12 protein-coding genes are annotated in these 23,035 nt (G+C 63.5%); 6 read left to right on the plus strand and 6 right to left on the minus strand.

Annotation, left to right across the window (positions count from 1 at the left end; genetic code table 11):
- Positions 1-31: 31 nt before the first annotated feature.
- The 5 genes from pepN to G559_RS0127790 all read left to right on the plus strand — a co-directional run bounded on the left by pepN (position 32) and on the right by G559_RS0127790 (position 10,358).
- Positions 32-2,689 (plus strand): aminopeptidase N, encoded by a 2,658-nt coding sequence (gene pepN, locus G559_RS0127770; RefSeq protein WP_028631357.1) that lies wholly within the window; start codon positions 32-34, stop codon positions 2,687-2,689.
- Positions 2,690-3,207: 518 nt separating this feature from the next.
- Entirely contained in the window at positions 3,208-5,244 is a 2,037-nt protein-coding gene (locus tag G559_RS0127775) for a DUF1302 domain-containing protein (RefSeq protein ID WP_028631358.1), read from the plus strand.
- Between the two features lie 63 nt (positions 5,245-5,307).
- On the plus strand, positions 5,308-6,675 hold the full coding sequence (locus G559_RS0127780; RefSeq protein ID WP_028631359.1) for a DUF1329 domain-containing protein: 1,368 nt from the start codon (positions 5,308-5,310) through the stop codon (positions 6,673-6,675).
- Between the two features lie 199 nt (positions 6,676-6,874).
- Entirely contained in the window at positions 6,875-7,963 is a 1,089-nt protein-coding gene (locus G559_RS0127785) for a WD40/YVTN/BNR-like repeat-containing protein (RefSeq protein ID WP_028631360.1), read from the plus strand.
- Positions 7,964-7,982: 19 nt separating this feature from the next.
- Complete coding sequence (locus G559_RS0127790; protein ID WP_028631361.1) at positions 7,983-10,358, plus strand: efflux RND transporter permease subunit; 2,376 nt, start codon at positions 7,983-7,985, stop codon at positions 10,356-10,358.
- 220 nt (positions 10,359-10,578) lie between these two features.
- Here G559_RS0127790 and G559_RS0127795 read toward each other — a convergent pair whose 3' ends face one another.
- The 6 genes from G559_RS0127795 to G559_RS0127820 form a co-directional block, all read right to left on the minus strand.
- On the minus strand, positions 10,579-12,228 hold the full coding sequence (locus G559_RS0127795) for a BatD family protein (protein WP_028631362.1): 1,650 nt from the start codon (positions 12,226-12,228) through the stop codon (positions 10,579-10,581).
- Positions 12,228-13,949, minus strand: coding sequence for a VWA domain-containing protein (locus tag G559_RS0127800; protein ID WP_028631363.1), 1,722 nt, complete (start codon positions 13,947-13,949; stop codon positions 12,228-12,230). Before G559_RS0127800 ends, G559_RS0127795 begins: the two co-directional genes overlap by 1 nt.
- A complete protein-coding gene (locus G559_RS0127805) occupies positions 13,946-14,965 on the minus strand; it encodes a vWA domain-containing protein (protein ID WP_028631364.1) in 1,020 nt (339 codons plus the stop codon). The genes G559_RS0127800 and G559_RS0127805 overlap by 4 nt, the downstream gene beginning before the upstream one ends.
- Positions 14,958-15,449: a DUF4381 domain-containing protein gene (locus tag G559_RS0127810; protein ID WP_028631365.1), complete on the minus strand. Its 492-nt coding sequence runs from the start codon at positions 15,447-15,449 to the stop codon at positions 14,958-14,960. The genes G559_RS0127805 and G559_RS0127810 overlap by 8 nt, the downstream gene beginning before the upstream one ends.
- On the minus strand, positions 15,446-16,324 hold the full coding sequence (locus tag G559_RS0127815; protein ID WP_051246950.1) for a DUF58 domain-containing protein: 879 nt from the start codon (positions 16,322-16,324) through the stop codon (positions 15,446-15,448). Before G559_RS0127815 ends, G559_RS0127810 begins: the two co-directional genes overlap by 4 nt.
- 122 nt (positions 16,325-16,446) lie before the next feature.
- Positions 16,447-17,406, minus strand: coding sequence for an AAA family ATPase (locus G559_RS0127820; RefSeq protein WP_028631367.1), 960 nt, complete (start codon positions 17,404-17,406; stop codon positions 16,447-16,449).
- A gap of 400 nt (positions 17,407-17,806) precedes the next feature.
- Here G559_RS0127820 and G559_RS0127825 point away from each other — a divergent pair, with 400 nt between their 5' ends.
- The gene (locus G559_RS0127825; RefSeq protein ID WP_028631368.1) at positions 17,807-22,669 is read left to right on the plus strand and encodes an NAD-glutamate dehydrogenase; all 4,863 of its coding nucleotides are present in this window, start codon (positions 17,807-17,809) and stop codon (positions 22,667-22,669) included.
- Positions 22,670-23,035 lie beyond the last annotated feature (366 nt).

Consider the following 23,035-nt stretch of genomic DNA (forward strand, 5'->3'; position numbering starts at 1 on the left):
TCGGGGCCGCCCCGCAAGCGAAGAGACGACCATGCGCACCGAGCAACCGAAAGTCATCTACCTCAAGGACTATCAGGCCCCGGAATACCTGATTGACGAGACCAACCTGACCTTCGAGCTGTACGAGGACCACACCCTGGTCCACGCCCAGCTGGTGATGCGCCGCAATCCGGCGCGCGGCGAGGGCCTGCCGCCCCTGGTGCTGGACGGCCAGCAACTGGAGCTTTTGTCGTTGTCCATGGATGACCGCGAACTGGGCGCCGCCGACTACCAGCTGGATGACAGCCACCTGACTCTTCAGCCGGTTTCGAAGGCCTTCACCCTCGACAGTACGGTGCGCATCCATCCGGAAACCAACACCGCGCTGGAAGGGCTGTACAAGTCCGGCAAGATGTTCTGCACCCAGTGCGAGGCCGAAGGCTTCCGCAAGATCACCTACTACCTCGACCGCCCGGATGTGATGAGCACCTTCACCACCACCGTCAGCGCCGAGCAGCATCGCTACCCGGTGTTGCTGTCCAACGGTAACCCGGTGGCCAGCGGGGCAGAGGAGGGCGGTCGGCACTGGGCGACCTGGGAAGACCCCTTCAAGAAGCCGGCCTATCTGTTCGCCCTGGTGGCCGGTGACCTCTGGTGCGTGGAAGACAGTTTCACCACCATGACGCAGCGTGACGTGGCACTGCGTATCTATGTCGAGCCCGAGAACATCGACAAGGTCCAGCACGCCATGGACAGCCTGAAGAAGTCCATGCGCTGGGACGAAGAGGTCTACGGTCGCGAGTACGACCTGGACATCTTCATGATCGTTGCGGTGAACGACTTCAACATGGGCGCCATGGAGAACAAGGGGCTCAACATCTTCAACTCCAGCTGTGTGCTGGCCAAGGCCGAGACCGCCACCGACGCCGCGCACCAGCGGGTCGAGGCGGTGGTGGCACACGAGTACTTCCACAACTGGTCGGGCAACCGCGTGACCTGCCGCGACTGGTTCCAGCTGTCCTTGAAGGAAGGCTTCACCGTGTTCCGGGATGCCGAGTTCTCCGCTGACATGAACTCGCGCACCGTCAAGCGAATCGAGGACGTGGCCTTCCTGCGCACCAACCAGTTCGCCGAGGATGCCGGCCCCATGGCCCACCCCGTGCGTCCCGACTCCTTCATCGAGATCTCCAACTTCTACACCCTGACCGTCTACGAGAAGGGCTCGGAAGTGGTGCGCATGATCCACACCCTGCTGGGCGCCGAGGGCTTCCGCAAAGGCACCGATCTCTATTTCGAACGCCATGACGGCCAGGCGGTGACCTGCGATGACTTTATCAAGGCCATGGAAGACGCCAACGGCGTCGACCTCGGTCAGTTCAAACGCTGGTACAGCCAGTCCGGAACTCCGCGCCTGCAGGTGGAAGAGGCCTATGATGCGGCAGCGAAGACCTACAGCCTGACCTTCCGCCAGAGCTGCCCGGCGACCCCGGGGCAGAAGGACAAGCAACCCTTCGTCATTCCGGTGGAAGTGGGTTTGCTGGACGGCCAGGGCCGCGAGTTGCCGCTGCGTCTGCAAGGCGAAGACACCGCGCAAGGCGGCAGCCGCGTACTGGCTTTGAGCGAGGCGGAGCAGCGCTTCACCTTCGTCGATGTCGCCGAACGTCCGCTCCCTTCGCTGTTGCGTGGTTTTTCGGCACCGGTGAAGCTGAGCTTCCCTTACAGCCGCGATCAATTGATGTTCCTCATGCAGCACGATTCCGACGGCTTCAACCGCTGGGAAGCGGGGCAGCAACTGTCGGTACAGGTGCTGCAGGAGCTGATTGCACAGCATCAGCGTGGCGAGAAGCTGGTGCTGGACTCGCGCCTGATCACCGCCTTCCGCACCCTGCTGGAGGACGAGTCCCTCGATCAGGCCATGGTTGCCGAGATGCTCTCGTTGCCGAGCGAGGCCTACCTCACCGAAATCAGTGAAGTCGCGGATGTGGATGCCATCCATGCCGCCCGCGAATTCGCTCGTCAGTCCATCGGCGAAGCCCTGTTCCAGCCGCTGCTGGCCCGTTTCCAGGCGAACCGCGCGCTTTCCCGAGAAACCGGTTATGTGGCCGAAGCGGCGCATATCGCCCGCCGCACCCTGCAGAACATCGCCCTGTCGTACCTGATGCAGAGCGGCAAGGCCGAAGTGCTTGAGGCCTGTCTGGAGCAGTTCAACGATAGCGACAACATGACCGAGCGCCTGTCGTCCCTGGCTGTGCTGGTCAATTCTGGTTTCGAGCAAGAAAAGGCCGACGCCCTGTCGCGTTTCGCCGACTACTTCAAGGATGACCCGCTGGTGATGGACCAGTGGTTCAGCGTGCAGGCCGGCTGCGGCCTGCCGGGCGGCCTCGAGCGCGTCCAGGCATTGATGGAGCATCCGGCCTTCACCTTGAAGAACCCGAACAAGGTACGCGCGCTGATCGGCGCCTTCGCCAACCAGAACCTGGTGAACTTCCACCGGGCCGATGGTGCTGGCTACCGTTTCCTCGCCGATCACGTGATCACGCTGAACGCGTTCAACCCCCAGATCGCCTCCCGCCAACTGGCACCGCTGACGCGCTGGCGCAAGTACGACGCCAGTCGCCAGCAACTGATGAAGGGCGAGCTGGAGCGCATCCTCGCCTCTGGCGAGCTGTCCAGCGACGTCTTCGAAGTGGTCAGCAAGAGCCTCGCCTGACGCCCTCCAGCAGCCCGTGAAAGCGGGCTGTCATCCCTCCGAAATCTCTCCTTCAAAAAGTGTTACCGGTTAGCGCTGGTAACACTTTTTTGTTACCCAAAGAAATGCATCAGGCCGTTGTTATGCGCGAACAGTCTTAAAAGGCCAGAAAGGCCTTGACCAGACAGCTTTTGGTATGAGCGTACATGCCCTGCAAGTGTGATCTTGAGTGACAAATCGAGCCAGATCGTCCGACAAGATCGGACAGAAAAAAAGAAATTGATTACTGGATGATCAGTCACTTGTTTGACTGAAAATTGTCGCGTGGCCTGTGGAACTTTTCTGACGCTCATTTAGGACTTGGCACCATGGTTGCAACGCCGCTGACGATTTGGCCCCGTTTCGGTGCATCGGGAACGGGGTGTGCTCTGCGCTGGGGATTTCCTGCCGAAGCAAAAAAGGCCGCCAAGCGGCTGGACAAACAAGCCCGCCCGACGGGCAGCCAATAACAAAGTGATCAGTCCACGGAGTAAGACTCGATGGAGCTCAAGTCCCGCAAGCCCATGTTGCGTTTCGCACCCGCCAAGGCAGGTTTCGCCTTCGCCGGTATCCTGCCGCTGCTGGTAGCCGCCCAGGCCCAGGCGGTGGAGTTCAGCTTCGCCAACGACGAAATTTCCGGGTCCCTGGATACCACGGTCTCCTACGGCCAACTCTGGCGCGTACAGGGCCAGGACAAGACCAACAACGACATCAACACCAACGACGGTAACCGCAACTTCGATACCGGCCTGGTCTCCGAGGTTTACAAGATCACTTCCGACCTGGAAGCGACCTACAAGAATTACGGCATGTTCGTTCGTGGCACTGCGTTCTATGACACTCAGATCATGGACAAGCGCAATGACTACTACGACAACAACAACCCGGTGCAGCCGAGCCAGAACTTCCCGAAGGATGACAGCTTCACCTACGAAACCCGCCACAAGGCCGGCCGTGACGCGCAGATCCTCGACGCCTACCTCTACGGCAACTGGGACGTGGCCGACATGCCGGTCACCGGCCGTATCGGCAAGCAGGTGTTCAACTGGGGTGAGGGCATCTTCTACCGCGGTGGCGTAAACACCACCAACCCGGTGGACGCCGCCAAGTTCCGCCTGCCGGGCTCCGAGTTGAAGGAAGTGCTGGTGCCGGTGGAAGCCCTGAGCTTCAACCTCGGCCTGACCGAGAACCTGTCGATGGAAACCTTCTACCAGTGGAATTGGAAGGAATCGGCCATCGACCCGGTGGGGACCTACTACTCCGAGACCGACCTCTTTGCCGATGGTGGCAATACCGCCTACTCGACTCAGCCCGCGCTGCAGCCGCTTGCGCCGCTTTATGGTGGCCTGAGCGCCGCAGGTATAGGCGGCCTTCAGGGCGGCCGCAACGTCGACGCCAATGGCGTGATCAAGGTGGCCTCGATTGGCCCGGACATCAACGCCAAGAACGACGGTCAGTTCGGTGTGGCTTTCCGCTATATCGCTGAAGAACTGAACTCCACCGAGTTCGGCTTCTACTTCGTCAACTACCACGCCAAAGAACCGACCATCGCCGCCAACCTGGGCGACTATTCCGGTTTGAACCTGGCCCAGATCGCGGGCCAGTCGGCTACCGCCCTGGCGCCTCAGGTTCAGCGAGCCGTTGCCGCCCAGGCAGGTATCTCGGTTGCCCAACTGCAGGCCGTGCTGGCCAACCCTGCCCTGAACCCAAATCTTGCGCGGGCTTACTCCAGCGCCCTGACTACGGCAGCTACCACCGCTGCGGGTGGCCTGGCGACTATCGACGTAGCGAACGCCGTGCAAGCACAGCGTGAGTACGCCGAAGACATCCGCATGTACGGCTTCAGCTTCAACACCACCGTGGGCGACGCCTCGGTCTTCGGTGAGCTGGCCTACCGTCCGAACCTGCCGATTGGCGTCGCTACTACCAACGACCTGCTGGGCGACCTGCTGCTTCAAGCCCCGCAACTGGCATCCGGCCGCATCGTCAACATCGGCGGCCAGGACGTGCAACTGGGTGACTCGATCCACAACTATGAGCGCGTAGAAGCCTTTAACACCTCCTTGGGTACGATCTACAACTTCGGTCCGTCGCTGTCCTTCGACTCCCTGATCGGCGTGGCGGAGCTGGCTTCCGAGCACCTGCGCGGCAGCGACCTGCAGTACACCGCGTTCAACGGCCAGAAGCGCTACTACTCCGGCCGTGGCAACAACTCCTACGTTTCCGGCGGCGAGCGTGACGATCAGGTCAACAAGAACGCCTATGGCTACACCCTGCTGATGTCCGGTACCTGGAACGACGTTTACGCGGGCGTCAACGTTTCGCCCTACGTCGTCTACAAGGATGACTTCGAGGGCAACTCCTACCAGACCGGCAGCTTCATCGAAGGTCGCAAGGCCTACACCGTCGGCGTCAAGGCGACCTACCTGAACAGCCTGGAAGCCGAGCTGCAGTACACCGAGTTCTACGGTGGCGGCCAGAACAACTCGGTTCGTGACCGCGACAACATCGGTGTCAACGTCAAGTACTCCTTCTAAGCCCAACAAGAACTACACGGGCGTCCCTAGGCGCCCGATACAGACTCATCACGGAGAAACCCCATGCTGAAAAAGCTTTCGCTGATTAGCGCCGCGGTTGCCCTGGCGCTGTCCGCCAGCAGTGCGCTGGCTTCGGTTTCGGCCCAGGATGTCGCCAAACTCGGCGCCAGCCTCACCCCCTTCGGCGCCGAGAAAGCCGGCAACGCCGCCGGCACCATCCCGGCCTGGACCGGTGGCATCACCCAGGCGCCGGCCGGCTACAAGTCCGGTCAGCACCATCCGGACCCGTTCCCGGAAGACAAGCCGCTGTTCACCATCACCAAGGCCAACCTGGACCAGTACAAGGCCAACCTGACGCCTGGTCAGATCGCCCTGTTCAACGCCTACCCGAGCAGCTTCCAGATGCCGGTCTACCAGACCCGCCGCTCCGGCTCCGCGCCGCAGTGGGTGTATGACAACGCCATCAAGAACGCCTCTGCCGCCAAGCTGCTGGACGGTGGCAACGGCTTTGCCGATGCCTACGGCAGCATCCCGTTCCCGATCCCGCAAAACGGCGTGGAAGCCCTGTGGAACCACATCACCCGCTACCGTGGCAGCTACATCGTGCGTCGCGCCTCGGAAGTGGCCGTGCAGCGCAATGGCGACTACTCCCTGGTGACTTCGCAGCAGGAAGCCCTGTTCAAGTACTACAACCCGAAAGGTTCGTACGCTGACCTGAACAACACCCTGTTCTACTACCTGTCCTTCACCAAGAGCCCGGCTCGTCTGGCCGGTGGCGCCACCCTGGTCCACGAGACCCTCGATCAGGTGCAGGAGCCGCGTCAGGCCTGGGGTTACAACGCCGGCCAGCGTCGCGTGCGCCGTGCGCCGAACCTCGCCTACGACACGCCGATCGCTGCCGCTGACGGCCTGCGTACCGCCGATGACACCGACATGTTCAACGGTGCTCCGGACCGCTACGACTGGAAGCTGGTGGGCAAGAAGGAAATCTACATTCCGTACAACAACTACAAGGTTTCCAGCCCTGAGGTTAAGTACAAGGACCTGCTGCAACCGGGCCACCTGAACCCGGCCGTCACCCGTAACGAACTGCACCGCGTGTGGGTCGTGGAAGGCACCCTGAAGCAGGGCGCCCGCCACATCTACTCCAAGCGCACCCTGTACCTCGATGAGGACAGCTGGCAAGCCGCTGTCGTCGACCAGTACGACGGTCGTGGCGAACTGTGGCGCGTATCGGTGGCCTACCTGAAGAACTACTACGACCTGCCGACCACTTGGTCCGCGCTGGATGTGTTCCACGACCTTCAGGCCCGCCGCTACCACGTGCAGAACCTGGACAACGAAGAGCCGACCACCATCGACTTCACCCAGGCCGTGCCGGACGATGGCTACTTCAAGCCGTCTGCCCTGCGTCGCCGCGGTACTCGTTGATTCCGCGACACCCCTTGGAAAAGGCCGCTCTTTAGAGCGGCCTTTTTCTTTGGGAGAGCAGGAGCGTCGTGTTACAGAGCGCCACCGACGCTTAACAAAACATAACGTCCCGCCGATTGTGCAGGCTTTCCAAAGCTGGCTAGGATTAGGGCGCTGCCTCCCTGGGTAGCGCCACCTATAACAATAAGGGGAAAGGTGTATGAGTGAGCCCGTCATGCGGCGCACCCCGTCTGGCCTTGCCGTGGATAGCCTCGACAAGCCGACGTTCCGCTTCCACTCGCCGCTGGCCAAAGCGCTCTCGCTGTTCAGTGTGCTATCCGTCCTTGCTGTAGCCGCTGCGCCCATTACCGCATCCGCGCTGGCCGCTGATGCTCCCGTCCTCTCCATCGAATCGCCCAAGGCCGTGAGCAGCCTGCTGCTCGATGTCGCCCACGCCGGCAAGCGCCTGGTGGCTGTTGGTGACCGTGGACACATTCTCTATTCCGATGACAACGGCAAGTCCTGGACCCAGGCCAAGGTGCCTACCCGCCAGATGCTCACCGCTGTCTATTTCGTCGATGACAAGAAAGGCTGGGCCGTTGGCCACGACTCGCAGATCCTCGTCAGCGAGGACGGCGGCGCGTCCTGGAGCCTGCAGTTCGAAGACCTGCAGCGCGAAGCACCGCTGCTGGACATCTGGTTCAAGGATGCCAATACCGGCTTTGCCGTGGGCGCCTACGGTGCCCTGCTGATCACCCAGGACGGTGGCAAGAACTGGGAAGATGTCAGCGACCGCCTCGACAACGAAGACCAGTACCACCTCAATGCCATTGCCGCCGTGAAAGACACCGGTCTGTTCGTGGTGGGTGAGGCGGGCAGCATGTTCCGTTCCGCCGACTGGGGTGAGACCTGGGAGCGCCTCGAAGGCCCGTACGAGGGTTCGCTGTTCGGCGTCCTCGGAACTGCCGAGCCGGGCGTGGTGATCGCCTATGGCCTGCGTGGCCACCTGTTCCGTTCCGCGGATTTCGGCAGCACCTGGGAAACCGTGCCGCTGAAGACCAGCAACGGCGAACTGGAGTTCGGCCTGTCCGGCGGCGCGCTGCTGCCCGATGGCAGCCTGGTGGTGGTCGGACATGGCGGCAGCGTGCTGAAGAGCACCGACAATGGCCGTAGCTTCGCAGTGGTGAACCGCAGCGATCGCATGTCGCTGGCCAGTGTCATCGCCGACGAGAAAGGCAACCTGATCCTGGTGGGACAGGGCGGTGTGCGCGTAGCGTCACCGACCGGCGCCGAGCTGGGCCAACTATAAGAAAAGGCGGAGAGTTTCGATGAGTACCCATCACCAGGACAAGGCGACCTTCCTGGAGCGCCTGATCTTCAACAACCGGCCGGCAGTGATCGTCATCTGCCTGCTGGTCAGCGTTTTTCTCTTCTGGCAGGCCATGCAGGTGCGGCCGTCTACCAGCTTCGAGAAGATGATTCCGCTGCATCATCCCTACATCCAGAAGATGCTCGAGCATCGCAATGACCTTGCCAACCTTGGCAACACCGTTCGTATCTCGGTGGAAGCGGTCAACGGCGACATCTTCTCCAAGGAGTACATGGAGACCCTGCGGCAGATCCACGACGAGGTGTTCTACATCTCCGGTGTGGATCGTTCCGGCCTGAAGTCCCTGTGGAGCCCGAGCGTTCGCTGGACCGAAGTGACCGAGGAAGGCTTTGCCGGCGGCGAGGTCATCCCGCAGACCTACGACGGTTCCCCGGATAGTCTGGAAGAGCTACGCAACAACGTACTCAAGTCCGGCCAGATCGGCCGCCTGGTCGCCAACAACTTCAAGTCGAGCATCATCGATGTGCCGCTGCTGGAGTCCTATCCGGACCCGAACGACCAGGGCAAGCTGCTGAAGCTGGACTACCGCCAGTTCTCCCATGAACTGGAAGAGAAGATCCGCGACAAGTATCAGGCCCAGAACCCCAATGTGAAGGTCCATGTCGTGGGCTTCGCGAAGAAGGTGGGTGACCTGATCGACGGCCTGATCATGGTGGTGATGTTCTTCGGCATCGCCTTCCTGATTACCCTGGTGCTGCTCTACTGGTTCACCTGGTGTATCCGCAGCACCATCGCCGTGCTCATCACCACGCTGGTGGCAGTGGTCTGGCAGTTGGGGCTGATGCACAGCGTGGGCTTTGGCCTCGACCCGTACTCGATGCTGGTGCCGTTCCTGATCTTCGCCATCGGTATTTCCCACGGCGTGCAGAAGATCAACGGTATCGCCCTGCAATCCAGCGACGCCGACAACGCCCTGACCGCTGCGCGGCGGACGTTCCGCCAGCTGTTCCTGCCGGGCATGATCGCCATCCTCGCTGACGCCGTGGGCTTCATCACCCTGCTGATCATCGATATCGGAGTGATCCGCGAGCTGGCCATCGGCGCCTCCATCGGTGTGGCGGTGATTGTGTTCACCAACCTGATCCTGCTGCCGGTCGCCATCTCCTATGTCGGCATCAGCAAGAAGGCCATCGAGCGCAGCAAGAAGGACGCGGTGCGTGATCATCCGTTCTGGCGCCTGCTGTCCAACTTCGCTCATCCGGTTGTTGCACCGATCTCCGTGGTCATCGCCCTGATCGCCTTCGGTGGCGGCCTGTGGTACGGCCAGAACCTGAAGATCGGCGACCTCGACCAGGGCGCTCCGGAACTGCGTCCGGACTCGCGTTACAACCAGGACAACAACTTCATCATCAACAACTACTCCACCAGCTCCGATGTGCTGGTAGTCATGGTCAAGACCGGCCCCGAGGGCTGCTCGACCCATGAGGCCCTGGCGCCGGTGGATGAACTGATGTGGAAGATGGAGAACACGCCGGGCGTGCAATCGGCCATCTCCATGGTCACCGTCTCCAAGCAGGTGATCAAAGGGATGAACGAAGGCAACCTGAAGTGGGAAACCCTGTCGCGCAACCAGGACGTCCTGAACAACTCCATCAGCCGTGCCGAGGGTCTGTACAACTCCGACTGCTCCCTGGCACCGGTGCTGGTGTTCCTCAACGACCACAAGGCCGAGACCCTGACGCGTGCAGTCACGGCGGTGGAAGAGTTCGCCAAGGAGCACAACAAGGATGGCCTGCAGTTCCTGCTGGCGGCCGGTAACGCCGGTATCGAAGCGGCCACCAACGAGGTGATCGCCGAGGCCGAGCTGACCATCCTGATCCTGGTGTACATCTGCGTTGCCGTGATGTGCCTGATCACCTTCCGCTCCATCGCGGCCACCCTGTGCATCGTGCTGCCGCTGATCCTCACTTCGGTGCTGGGCAACGCGCTGATGGCCTGGCTGGGTATCGGCGTTAAGGTGGCCACCCTGCCGGTGATCGCCTTGGGCGTGGGTATCGGTGTCGACTACGGCATCTACATCTACAGCCGCCTGGAAAGCTTCCTGCGTGCTGGCCTACCGCTGCAGGAGGCGTACTACCAGACCCTGAAGTCCACCGGCAAGGCCGTGCTCTTCACCGGTCTCTGCCTGGCCATCGGGGTTGCCACCTGGATGTTCTCGGCCATCAAGTTCCAGGCCGATATGGGTCTGATGCTGACCTTCATGCTCCTCTGGAACATGTTCGGTGCCCTGTGGCTGCTGCCGGCCCTGGCGCGCTTCCTGATCAAGCCCGAGAAGCTGGCGGGCAAGGTTGGTGGTTCGCTGCTGGCGCACTAAGCCTGATCAGCTGGATGAAAAACCGCGGCCCAGGCCGCGGTTTTTTTTATGCGCGTGGATTGTTGTGACTACCCGTAGGTTGCGGCAGAGCGCAGCTAAGCCCAACGATCCTGGTCGAACCCCTACGTTGGGCCTCGCAAAGCTCGGACCAACCTACAGCAGGCCTGCGGGCTACGGGCTGGAGCGCCCGTACAGAAAGAGAACCTGCCCTAGTTGAACCTCAGCGTGGATACAACGGAGGCAACTGGCTCGGTTCGCCCGTGGCTTGCTGTTCCACCTGGGGGGCGGGGAGGGCGCGGATGGCCTTCCACAGGTCTTCGCCTTGCCAGTGCTGGCCGGCTTCGCTGTAGAGGGCACCATTGAGGCCGTCCATGGCGTCGGACAGCGGCACGAAGCGGGCGGCCATGTCGGCGAGCGTCTCCGGGTGCTGTCGAGCCCAGTTGTCCAGGGCCTGGCGGGTAGCGTGGGGGTCGTTGGATTGGCAGGCGCGGCGCAGCTCATCCAGCAGGGTACGTGGACTCGGGCCGGCCTGGACCGTGGGCAGGATCGCCGGTTGGCGGCGTGCCCTCCACCACAGGCCAAAGCCCAGCAAGGTGGTACAGGCGAGCAGGGCGCAGGCCGTTTGCCAGGGCCAGAGACGCGCGCGGTCGATTCGGCTGTCGTTCTGGGCGCCCGCAGTCGGCGCGGGAGCAGGCTCCAGCTCGGGATTGATGGCGACTTCCAGGGTGCGCGCAGCAATCTCGCTGCGCTCCACACGGTTGTCCCGGGTGTTCCACCAGGTCACGACGACCGCTGGCAGCTCCAGGCGACCACTGGCGGTGGGCACCAGGGCCTCGCGCTCCTCACGGCTGCCGATGAGTCCGCGGTCGTCGATCTTGTTGCTTCGCTGTGGCTGGTCCGGATAGCGGCGCAGGCCCTTGGCCTGGGTCGCCGGCAGCGGTGGGATCTGGGCGCTGGAAAGACCTTCCACGTTCAACAGCAGGCTGCGGGTCAGTGAGTCGCCAGCCTGTACGCCTTTGGGGTCGGGGCTCCAGGATTCGGCCAGGGTCAGGTTGCGCGCCGGCAGCCAAGGGGCATCGGTCGGGTACTCGGAGGGCTTCGGCATTACGGTGAGCGGGATACGCGGTGAGTTCACCCGGGTCAGCTTGCCGGGTCGCGGGCCAAAGGGCTGGTAGCCGGTCTCGCTGCCCGGGTCGACCAGGGTGGCGCTGAACACCTGCGGGGGGATGTTCAGCACGCCGCTTTTCTGCGGGAACACGGCATAGCGCACCTCGATCACACCATGGCGCACGCCATTGATCTCTTTCTCGTAGGTGCGCGGGTCACCCAGTTGCTCGACGCGGGCGTCGTCCATCTGCAGCGGGCTGAGGCTACTGTCGTCGTAGAGGGAAACCGAGTGGTAGATGCGCAGAGTGAGGATGGCCTGGGCCTGCACGTAGACTTTTTCCTGGTCGAGGCTGGCGTCGATGAAGACCGGGGCCAGGTTGCCGCCGGTGGATTTCTCGCTTTTCTCGGCCTTTTGCACGTGCAGGGTGATGGGAGCGCTATGGACGTCACCGAGCTTCAGTGCCGGGATGGTGACAAAGCCGGTTTGTTTCGGCTGCAGGGTAATGATCCAGCGGGTGGCGTGGTCGTTCTTGCCGTTGAAGGTGCCGAGCTGGTTGATCTGCCGGGTACCGAGCACCTCGAAGTCCGCGTTCAGCGGTGCCAGGTCAGGCTTGCCGAACAGGGTCGGATCCGAGGATTCGAGCGTCAGCTCTACGGTCTCGCCTTCACTCAGCCGCGTACGGTCGACATTGGCGGTGAAGCCGGCGGCCAGGGCGGTCAGGGCCAGCAAACTAAGGAGGAGGGTGCATAGCAGGCGCGTCATCACTGTTCTTCCTGGCGCTGTTGCTGTTCGTACCAGAACTTGCGGCGTAGCAGCTCGGCGGGGTCGTCCGGTATCTGTCGCAACCATTGTTCAAGTGCCTGGCGACGCTCGTCGCCCAGCGGTTCGGTGCTGGCGGTCTGGTCCTCTGCGGCCTCCTGGGAGGTGGCCTCTTCGGCCGTGCCTCCGGTGGTCGATCGCGTCTGGTTGCCTGGCTGGGCTTCGCCATTGCCTTGCTGCGCGGTGCGCTCGTCGGCGTTCTGTCCGCTGTTCTGTTGTTGCGCCGTACGTTGATCGCCGGTCTGCCCGCCCTGCTGCTGCTCATCGCTTTGCTGGCTCTGTTTTCCGGCGCTGGCCTCTGCTTCGCGTTGGCGCAGCAGTTCTTCGACCCGTGTCTTGTTCTTCTGCGCTGCGGCCAAGTCGGGCTGGCGTTGCAGGGCGGAGTCGTAGGCGTCAATCGCGGCTTCCAGTTCGCCAGCCTGGGCCAGCGCATTGCCGCGGTTGTAGTGGTCCGTTGCGCTGTCGCCCTGGGCGAAGCGGGCCGCAGCCTCGGTGTAGTCACCGGCCTGGTAGAGCGCCATGCCCTGCCAGCGCGGATCGGTGAAACGCTGCGCCGCATCGCTGGGCTTCCCGGCTTGCAGCAGGCGTTGGCCTTGTTGGTCCGGGCGCAGCCAGAGATCCTCGAACTCCATGGCCAGGCTGGGGCGCGGCAGCACCAGCAACAGCGGCAGGCAGAACAGCCAGCCACGGCGCCCGGCGCAGGCGGTGATCAGCAGCAAAGGCAGCAGCAGCCAGTGGCCCTGGTCAGCCCAGGTGGCAAGGCGGGCGATTTCGCCGCTCTCGCGCAGGCTCGAAGGACCGTCCAGCAGTCCCAGACTGCGCAAGTCGCCTACATCCAGTCGGACGCTGGCATAGCGGCCACTCAGACTCGTGGCGAAACGGCGGAGCTGGGTGCTGTCGAGCTTGGGTAAGAGGATGGCGCCCTGGTCATCCTTGAGGAAACCGCCGTCCTCCTGGGCAATAGGCGCGCCTGCCGCCGTGCCGATACCGAGGATGGACAGGCGCTCGGCACGTGAGCCAAGCGTCTTGCGGATGCCTGTCTGCTCTTGGTCGTCGAGGCCGCTGGTGATCAGCAACAGACGCCCCTGGCCCTGGGCACCCTGTTCCAGCAGCTTCAGGGCCTTGGCGACTGCCAGGTCGGCGCGGTGCCCTTGTTGCGGCATGATCGAGGGTTTCAGCGAGTCGATCAGATTGAGGCTGGTCATCAGGTCGTCGGACAGTGGCACCAGGCTGTGGGCGCTGCCGGCGTAGACGACGATTGCCGTTTGCGCATCGCGTCGGGCCTCCAGCAGGTCGCGCAATTTGCGCTTGGCCTGTTCCAGGCGACTCGGAGAAATGTCGGTGGCGAGCATCGACGGCGTCAGTTCCAGCATCACGACCAGTGGGTCGGCGCGTTTCTGCGTGCTCTGTTCCATCTGCTGCCAGCTCGGGCCGAGCAGGGCCAGCAGGCAGAGCAGCCAGGCCAGGCCAAGGGCCAGCCACGGCAGTCGGTTGTTGCGCTGGCTGCCGCCGCTGAGCAACCAGGGCTGGAAGGCGCGCGGCAGCAGTTGCTCCCATCGGCCGCTGCGGCGCTCGCGGTGCCAGAGCTGCCAGAGCAGCCAGCCCAACAGGGGGAGCAGAAGCAGCCAGGCGGGTCGCAGCCAGTGGGGCCAGAGCTCGATCATGTGCGCCTCCGCAGCCACTGCGGGCGTTGCTGCAGCGCGTGGGGCCAGAGGACACGGCAGACCAGGACGATGCTCAGCAGCAGGGCGGCGGCCAGGGGCCAACTGTAGAGGGCATACGCCAGGCGGGTCTGGCTGGCGCGCTGGCTCACCGGCTCCAGGCGGTCGAGGTTTTCCTCGATTCCCTCCAGCTCTTTGCTGCTGCGTGCCCTGAAGTACTGGCCGCCGGTCTGCTCGGCGATGGCGGTCAGGGTAGGTTCGTCCAGGTCCATGCTGGGGTTGAGGCCGAGGATGCCAAGCACGTCGCTCTGTTGCGGGTCGGCGCCGATACCGATGGTGTAGATCTTCACCTGCTCCTGGGCAGCGAGGCGAGCTGCGGTCAGCGGGTCGATCTCGCCACCGGTGTTCGCGCCATCGGTGATCAGCACCAGCACGCGGCTGTTGGCTGGACGCTGGCGCAGGCGTTTTACCGCCAGGCCGATGGCGTCGCCGATGGCCGTGTTCTTGCCGGCAATCCCGATCAGGGCCTCCTCCAGCCAGGTGCGCACGGTGTTGCGGTCAAAGGTGAGTGGGGCCTGGAGGTAGGCCTGGCTGCCGAACAGGATGAGGCCGATACGGTCGCCGCGGCGGCCGTCGATGAATTCGCCCATCAGATGCTTCACCAGGGTCAGGCGGCTGACGTCTTCCTCTTCCCAACGCATGTCGGCGTAGTCCATGGAGCCGGACACATCTACTGCCAGCAGCAGGTCGCGGCCGCTGGTGGGCATGGGTTGTGGCTCGCCGACCCATTCCGGGCGCGCGGCGGCGCAGAGCAGCAAGAGCCAGAGCAGGGCGAAGGGTGCCTGCTGGCGCCAGGCCGGCAGGTTGGCGCGGGCGCGTCGGCCGGCCAGGCCCTCAAGGTCGGCAAGGAAGCTCACCTTCAGCGCTGCGTCACCGCTGTCTGCGGGCGGCAGCAGCAGGCGCAAGACCCAAGGCAGCGGGGCGAGGAGAAAGATCCATGGCCAGGTGAACTCAAACATGCTTGCGGATCCACGTCTCGACGGACTGGTAGAGGCCGGCGATGGCCTTGTCGTCCAGTTTGCACTGCGGACGGTAGGCGCCTTCTACCAGGATCATCCAGCGTGTCAGGCCCGCGGCCGGGCAGCGGTTGTCGAGATAGGCGAGCCAGGCTCGGCCGCTCAGGGTATGACTGTTGTCTCCGGCATAGTGCATGCGGCATAGACGTTTGAGCAGGCCGTTGAGCTCCTGTAGCCAGGGACCGGCCGGCGCACCGTCGTAGGGCTTGGGCAGGCGCGCCAGCTCTTCCAGGGCGGTCTGGCGCATCGGGTCCAGTGGTTGTTCGCCTTCGACTGCATCCTGCTGCGCGCGTCGACGCCACCCGCGCCAAAGCGCCCAGGCCAGCAACCCGAGCAGGGGCGGCAGGCACCACCACCCGGGCGCGGGCGGCCACCAGGAAATGGCAGCCGGTGCGATCAGGGGCTCCAGCCCCTCCAGCGGAGTCATCGGCCGCCGCCCTTGCGCTGCAAGTGGTCACGCAATTGCTCGATCATGCCTTCTTGGGTCGTCATTGGCAGCAACAGGACGCCGAGTCGCTGGGCCAGGCGTTCCCAGCGCGCAACCCGCGCCTCGCCCTGTTCGCGATAGGCCTGGCGCAGGTCGCTGGCGTGGGTATCCAGCTCCAGTTGCGCGCCCTGTTCGGCGAAGCGCAACAAGCCGGCGGCGGGCAGCGCGTGGTCCAGGGGATCGGAAACCGGCATGAGGATCAGGTCGGTGTGTCGGGCGAGCAGGGCGATCTGTTGCTCCGCGGTATCGGACAGGGTTCGCTCGTCGCAGAGGATCACCACCAGGCTGCCAGGGCGAAGTACTTCTCGGGCGCGGCGCAGGGCCAGGCTGAAGCCCTCGCGCTGGGCGCTGCCGGGGCTGCCGAGGGCCTGGTTGGCGCGGGCCAGGCGGCTCAGCAATTGCAGAAGGCTCTGCTTGCTGCGCCGTGGCTTGATCTCGTGATGTTCCTGGTCACTGAACACCAGTCCACCAACCCTGTCGTTGTGGGCCAGGGCAGCCCAGCCGATGAGGCTCGCGGCTTGTGCGGCAAGCACCGACTTGAACACCTGCCCGGTGCCGAAGAACAGGCGTTGGCTCTGCTCGACCATGATGAACACCGGCCGCTCGCGCTCTTCGTGGAACAGCTTGGTGTGGGGTTCCTGGGTGCGTGCGGTGACGCGCCAGTCGATGGTGCGCACGTCGTCGCCCGCCTGATAGATACGCACCTGATCGAAGTCCACGCCGCGTCCACGCAACTTGGAATGGTGCAGTCCAATCAGCGGGCTGCGGCGGGCGGGGCTGGAGAACAGCTGCACTTCCCGGACCCGGTGGCGCATGTCGATCAGCTCGGCGAGTCCGACATGCACGCCTTCCGCACTGGCCGCGGGCGGAGCGAAACCAGGCGTCGCCGGTCGGCGTTTCCGGATGCGGAACTTCCAGGCTGCAGCTTTCAGGCGCATCAGGCTACCGCTACCACATCCAGAATGCGCTGGATCACCCGGTCCTGGTCGATGCCAGCGGCTTCCGCCTCGAAGGAAAGGATCAGGCGATGACGCAGCACATCGAAGAGCACCGCCTGGATGTCTTCCGGGCTGACGAAGTCGCGGCCGGCCATCCAGGCGTGGGCACGGGCGCAGCGGTCGAGGGCGATGGAGCCACGTGGACTGGCGCCCCAGGCGAGCCATTCGGCCATCTCGCTGTCGAACTTGGCCGGGGTGCGGGTGGCCATGACCAGATGCACCAGGTACTCCTCTACCGCGTCGGCCATGTAGAGGCCGAGGATTTCCTTTCGCGCGGCGAAGATCGCCTGCTGGCTCACCTGGTGCTCGGCACGGGTTTCGCCGTGCAGGGCCTCGCCTCGGGCCTGCTGGAGAATCTTGCGTTCCACCGACGCATCCGGGAAACCGATGCGAACGTGCATCAGGAAACGGTCGAGCTGGGCCTCGGGCAGGGGATAGGTGCCCTCCTGCTCGATGGGGTTCTGGGTTGCCATCACCAGGAACAACGGCGGCAGGGCGTAGGTGGAGCGGCCGATGGATACCTGGCGCTCGGCCATGGCTTCCAGCAGTGCCGATTGCACCTTGGCCGGCGCGCGGTTGATTTCGTCCGCCAGGACCAGGTTGTGGAAGATGGGGCCCTGCTGGAAGACGAAACTACCGTTCTCAGGGCGGTAGATCTCGGTGCCGGTGATATCCGCTGGCAGCAGGTCGGGAGTGAACTGGATGCGATGGAACTCCGCTTCCACGCCGTCCGCCAAGTCCTTGATGGCCTTGGTCTTGGCCAGGCCGGGCGCGCCTTCGACCAGCAGGTGGCCGTCTGCGAGCAGGGCAACCAACAGGCGGTCGATGAGTTTTTCCTGGCCGAGGATCTGGGTGGAAAGGTAGTTCCGAAGGGCGACTAGCGCATCACGGTGTTCCATCGATGGACTCGTTGAGCTGGAGAGAAGAGAGCTGTAAGCCCTCCGGGGATGATGCATAACTTTAATCCAGACCAGGGGAGACGGCCTAGAAGAGCCTGAACTCGAGCGTTGGTTCCGTGACCGGGGTGGGGTTTACAGGGTCCTTACACAGCGGCTTCGCGCGGGTGCCCGGGAAAGCGCGTCGGGGGACTCTGCATGAACGAATATGTCGCAGCACCGTAAGCGCGTGGCATTGCTCCCTCGTTAAGCTTTCGCGGCAATGGTGACCGCCGGGTCGCAGTTGTCACCCGGCGCTTGCCCGGAGCAGGGCCGCACTGCCCGGATCGACCTGTGGCCCTTTCTCCGCTTATTAAGCGATCTACGCTTAACCCCAACAAAACGAGCCTAGCGGAGCACAACCATGGCGTTCTTCACGGCGGCCAGCAAAGCCGACTTCCAGCATCAACTGCAAGCGGCCCTGGCGCAGCACGTCAGCGAACAGGTATTGCCACAAGTTTCCCTGTTCGCCGAACAATTCTTCGGCATCATCGCCCTCGACGAGCTGACCCAGCGCCGGTTGTCCGACCTGGTTGGCTGCACCCTGTCGTCGTGGCGCCTGCTGGAGCGCTTCGACTCCGCCAGGCCTGAGGTCCGGGTGTTCAACCCCGATTACGAGAAGCACGGCTGGCAGTCCACCCACACCGCCGTGGAAGTGCTGCACCCGGATATCCCCTTCCTGGTGGATTCGGTGCGCATGGAGTTGAACCGCCGTGGCTACAGCATCCACACCTTGCAGAACAATGTGCTGAGCGTGCGCCGTAATGCCAAGGGCGAACTGATCGACGTCCTGCCCAAGGGCAATCAGGGCAAGGATGTGCATCAGGAATCCCTGATGTTCCTGGAGATCGACCGTTGCGCTAACAACGGCGCCATGAAGACCCTGGAAAAGGCACTGCTGGAAGTGCTGGGTGAAGTCCGTGTGGCCGTGGCCGACTTCAAGTCGATGAAGGCCAAGGCTCAGGAGCTGCTGGCGTGGCTGGACAAGGCCAAGCTCAAGGTCGACGGCGAAGAGCTGAAGGAAGTGAAGGTGTTCATGGACTGGATCCTGGACGACCACTTCACGTTCCTTGGCTACGAAGAGTTCACGGTGGCCGACGACAAGAACGGTGGCCACCTGGTCTACGACGAGAAGTCCCTGCTGGGCGTTTCCAGGCTGCGCCGCGCCGGCCTGAAGAAGGATGACCTGCACATCGAGGGCGAGGCGGTTGCCTACCTGCGTGAGCCCAATCTGCTGTCTTTCGCCAAGGCCGCCGAGCCGAGCCGCGTGCACCGCCCGGCCTATCCGGACTTCGTCTCCATCCGCGAGCTGGATGCCAAGGGCAAGGTGATCAAGGAGTGCCGCTTCATGGGCCTCTACACCTCGTCCGTCTATGCCGAAAGCGTCGAGCACATCCCTTACATCCGTCGCAAGGTGGCGGAGATTCAGCGCCGTTCGGGCTTCGATGCCAAGGCCCACCTGGGCAAGGAACTGGCGCAGGTGCTGGAAGTCCTGCCGCGCGACGACCTGTTCCAGACTCCGGTGGACGATCTCTTCTCCACCGCCATGTCCATCGTGCAGATGCAGGAACGCAACAAGATCCGCCTGTTCCTGCGCCGCGACCCCTATGGCCGCTTCGCCTACGCGCTGGCCTATGTGCCGCGCGACGTGTACTCCACCGAAACCCGCTTGAAGATCCAGCAGATCCTGATGGATCGCCTCCAGGCCAGCGACTGCGAGTTCTGGACCTTCTTCTCCGAATCCGTGCTGGCACGCGTGCAGTTCATCCTGCGCCTTGATCCGAAGAACAAGGTGAGCGTCGACACCACGTTGCTGGAAAAGGAAGTCATCCAGGCCTGCCGCTCCTGGAAGGACGACTACGCCAGCCTGGTCAACGAAAGCTTCGGCGAAGGGCAGGGCACCCGCGTGCTGGCCGACTTCCCGAAAGGCTTCCCGGCCGGTTATCGCGAGCGCTTCGCCCCGCACTCGGCCGTGGTGGATATGCAGCACCTGTACAGCCTGTCCGACGAGCGCCCGTTGGTGATGAGCTTCTATCAGCCACTGGCCCAGGGCGAGCAGCAGCTGCATTGCAAGCTGTACCATGCCGACACGCCGCTGGCCCTGTCCGATGTACTGCCGATTCTGGAGAACCTCGGCCTGCGCGTGCTGGGTGAATTCCCCTACCGCCTGGTCCGCCAGGATGGTCGCCAGTACTGGATCCACGACTTCGCCTTCACCAGTGCGCTGGGTGATGACGTCGATATCCAGCAGCTCAACGACACCCTGCAGGACGCCTTCGTGCATATCGTCGGCGGCCATGCCGAGAACGACGCCTTCAACCGCCTGGTGCTGACCGCCGCGATGCCTTGGCGCGACGTCGCCCTGCTGCGTGCCTATGCCCGTTACCTGAAGCAGATCCGCCTGGGCTTCGACCTCTCGTATATCGCCAGCACCCTGCTGAACCACGTCAACATCGCCAAGGAGCTGGTGCGTCTGTTCAAAACCCGCTTCTACCTGGCGCGCAAGCTGGCGGCGGACGACCTGGACGACAAGCAGCAGAAACTGGAGCACGCCATCCTGGGTGAGCTGGACAACGTCGCCGTGCTTAACGAAGACCGCATCCTGCGTCGCTACCTGGACCTGATCAAGGCGACCTTGCGCACCAACTTCTACCAGCCCGATGCGGCCGGCCAGAACAAGTCTTACTTCAGCTTCAAACTGAGTCCGCGCCTGATCCCCGATATCCCGCGCCCGGTGCCCAAGTTCGAAATCTTCGTCTACTGCCCACGCGTCGAGGGTGTACACCTGCGCTTCGGTGACGTGGCGCGTGGCGGCCTGCGCTGGTCCGACCGCGAGGAAGACTTCCGCACCGAAGTACTGGGCCTGGTGAAGGCGCAGCAGGTGAAGAACGCGGTGATCGTGCCCATGGGCGCCAAGGGTGGTTTCATCCCCCGTCGTCTGCCCGTAGGTGGCACCCGTGATGACATCCAGGCCGAAGCCATCGCCTGCTACCGCATCTTCATCTCGGGCCTGCTGGACGTCACCGACAACCTCAAGGAAGGCAAGGTGGTGCCGCCGGCCAACGTGGTGCGCCACGACGCCGACGATCCCTACCTGGTCGTGGCGGCCGACAAGGGCACCGCGACCTTCTCCGACATCGCCAACGGCATTGCCCAGGACTACGGCTTCTGGCTGGGCGACGCCTTCGCCTCCGGCGGTTCGGCCGGCTACGACCACAAGGGCATGGGCATTACCGCCAAGGGTGGCTGGGTGTCGGTGCAGCGTCACTTCCGCGAGCGTGGCATCGATGTGCAGAAGGATCACATCACCGTGATTGGCATCGGCGACATGGCGGGCGACGTGTTCGGCAACGGCATGCTGCTGTCGGATAAGTTGCAAGTGGTGGCCGCTTTCAACCACATGCATATCTTCATCGACCCGAATCCGGATGCGGCGTCCAGCTTCATCGAGCGCAAGCGCATGTTCGATCTGCCGCGTTCCTCCTGGGCCGATTACGACACCAAGCTGATCTCCGAAGGCGGCGGCATCTTCCTGCGCGCCGCCAAGAGCATCGCCATCAGCCCGCAGATGCAGCAACGCTTCGAGATCGAGGCCGACAAGCTGACCCCCACCGAGCTGCTCAATGCCCTGCTGAAGGCGCCGGTAGACCTGCTCTGGAACGGCGGCATCGGTACCTACGTCAAGGCCAGCAGCGAAAGCCACGCCGACGTGGGCGACAAGGCCAACGACGCCCTGCGCGTCGACGGCCGCGAACTGCGCGCCAAGGTAGTGGGCGAGGGTGGCAACCTCGGCATGACCCAACTGGGCCGCGTCGAGTACGGCCTCAACGGCGGCGCCAGCAACACGGACTTCATCGACAACGCCGGCGGTGTGGACTGCTCGGACCACGAAGTCAACATCAAGATCCTGCTCAACGAGATCGTTGCGGCCGGTGACATGACCGGCAAGCAGCGCAACAAGCTGCTGGCCGAGATGACCGACGACGTGGGCAACCTGGTACTGGGCAACAACTACAAGCAGACCCAGGCGCTGTCCCTGGCTCAACGCCGTGCCCGCGAGAAGATCGGCGAGTACAAGCGCCTCGTCGCCGCCCTGGAAGCGGCCGGCAAGCTGGACCGCGGCCTGGAGTTCCTGCCCTCCGACGAGGAGTTGAACGAACGTATCGCCAACGGCCAGGGCCTGACCCGTCCGGAGCTGTCGGTACTGATCTCCTACAGCAAGATCGACCTCAAGGAGTCCCTGCTCAAATCCCTGGTGCCGGACGATGACTACCTGGCCCAGGAGATGGAGACTGCCTTCCCGGCGCGCCTGGCTGAAACCTTCGGCGAGTCCATGCGTCGCCACCGCCTGAAGCGGGAGATCATCAGCACCCAGATCGCCAACGACCTGGTCAACCACATGGGCATCACCTTCGTGCAGCGCCTGAAGGAGTCCACTGGCATGAGCGCGGCCAACGTGGCCGGCGCCTATGTCGTGGTGCGCGATGTATTCCGCCTGCCGCACTGGTGGCAGCAGATCGAGGCACTGGACTACAAGGTCCCGGCCGAGCTGCAACTGACCCTGATGGACGAACTGATGCGCCTGGGTCGCCGTGCTACCCGCTGGTTCCTGCGTAGCCGTCGCGAAGACCAGAATGCCGCGCGCGACGTCAATCACTTCGCTCCGCGCGTGGAGGCCCTGGCCGGTCGTCTGGATGAGCTGCTGGAAGGCCCGTCCCGCGAGCTCTGGCTGGCGCGCTTCCAGTCCTATGTGCAGGCCGGTGCTCCGGAAGACCTGGCCCGCGTCGTGGCGGGTACCAGCCACCTCTACACCCTGCTGCCGATCATCGAAGCGTCGGACGTCACCGGCAAGGACGCCGCGGAAGTGGCTGCGGCCTACTTCGCCGTGGGCGGCGCGCTGGACCTGTCGTGGTACCTGCAGCAGATCACCAGTCTGCCCGTGGAGAACAACTGGCAAGCGCTGGCGCGGGAAGCGTTCCGCGACGATCTGGACTGGCAACAGCGGGCGATCACCATCTCCGTCCTGCAGATGAACGACGGTCCGGCGGATATCGAAGAACGTGTGGCGCTGTGGCTGGATCAGCACCGTGCCCTGGTGGAGCGTTGGAAGGCCATGCTGGTCGAGCTGCGCGCCGCCACTGCAACCGACTACGCCATGTACGCGGTGGCCAACCGTGAGCTCATGGACCTGGCCCAGAGCGGCCAGCACGGCGTATGCATTCCCTGATGCCCGTGACGCTGTAGGTTTTTAGTGCTCTCAACCCCGCTTCGGCGGGGTTTTTTTCGGTGCGCCCGGCAGGGCGCACTCACTGAGGGGTGAAAGTCCCCTGCACACCCGGCAAGGGGAAGTGCTAGCCAGAGGCAAGGGTTTCGCGGGTGACTGCGAGTCTGAAGGAAGCCCGAGGCAAAACGCTGGCCTGACGAACAGGAAGCGGATACGAGGCGGCATGGCGGGGTAAGCAGTCCGAAATCTGTAAAGCCCAGTACTTGCACAGAACGCCATGACGTAGATCCGACAGGCATAAGCGGGAAAGTGGGTGCGCAATACCCGGGGAGATCTGCACGGTTGCCCGTCAGGGCTACCGGCACCGTG

Source organism: Metapseudomonas resinovorans DSM 21078, from assembly GCF_000423545.1.
GTDB lineage: Bacteria > Pseudomonadota > Gammaproteobacteria > Pseudomonadales > Pseudomonadaceae > Metapseudomonas > Metapseudomonas resinovorans.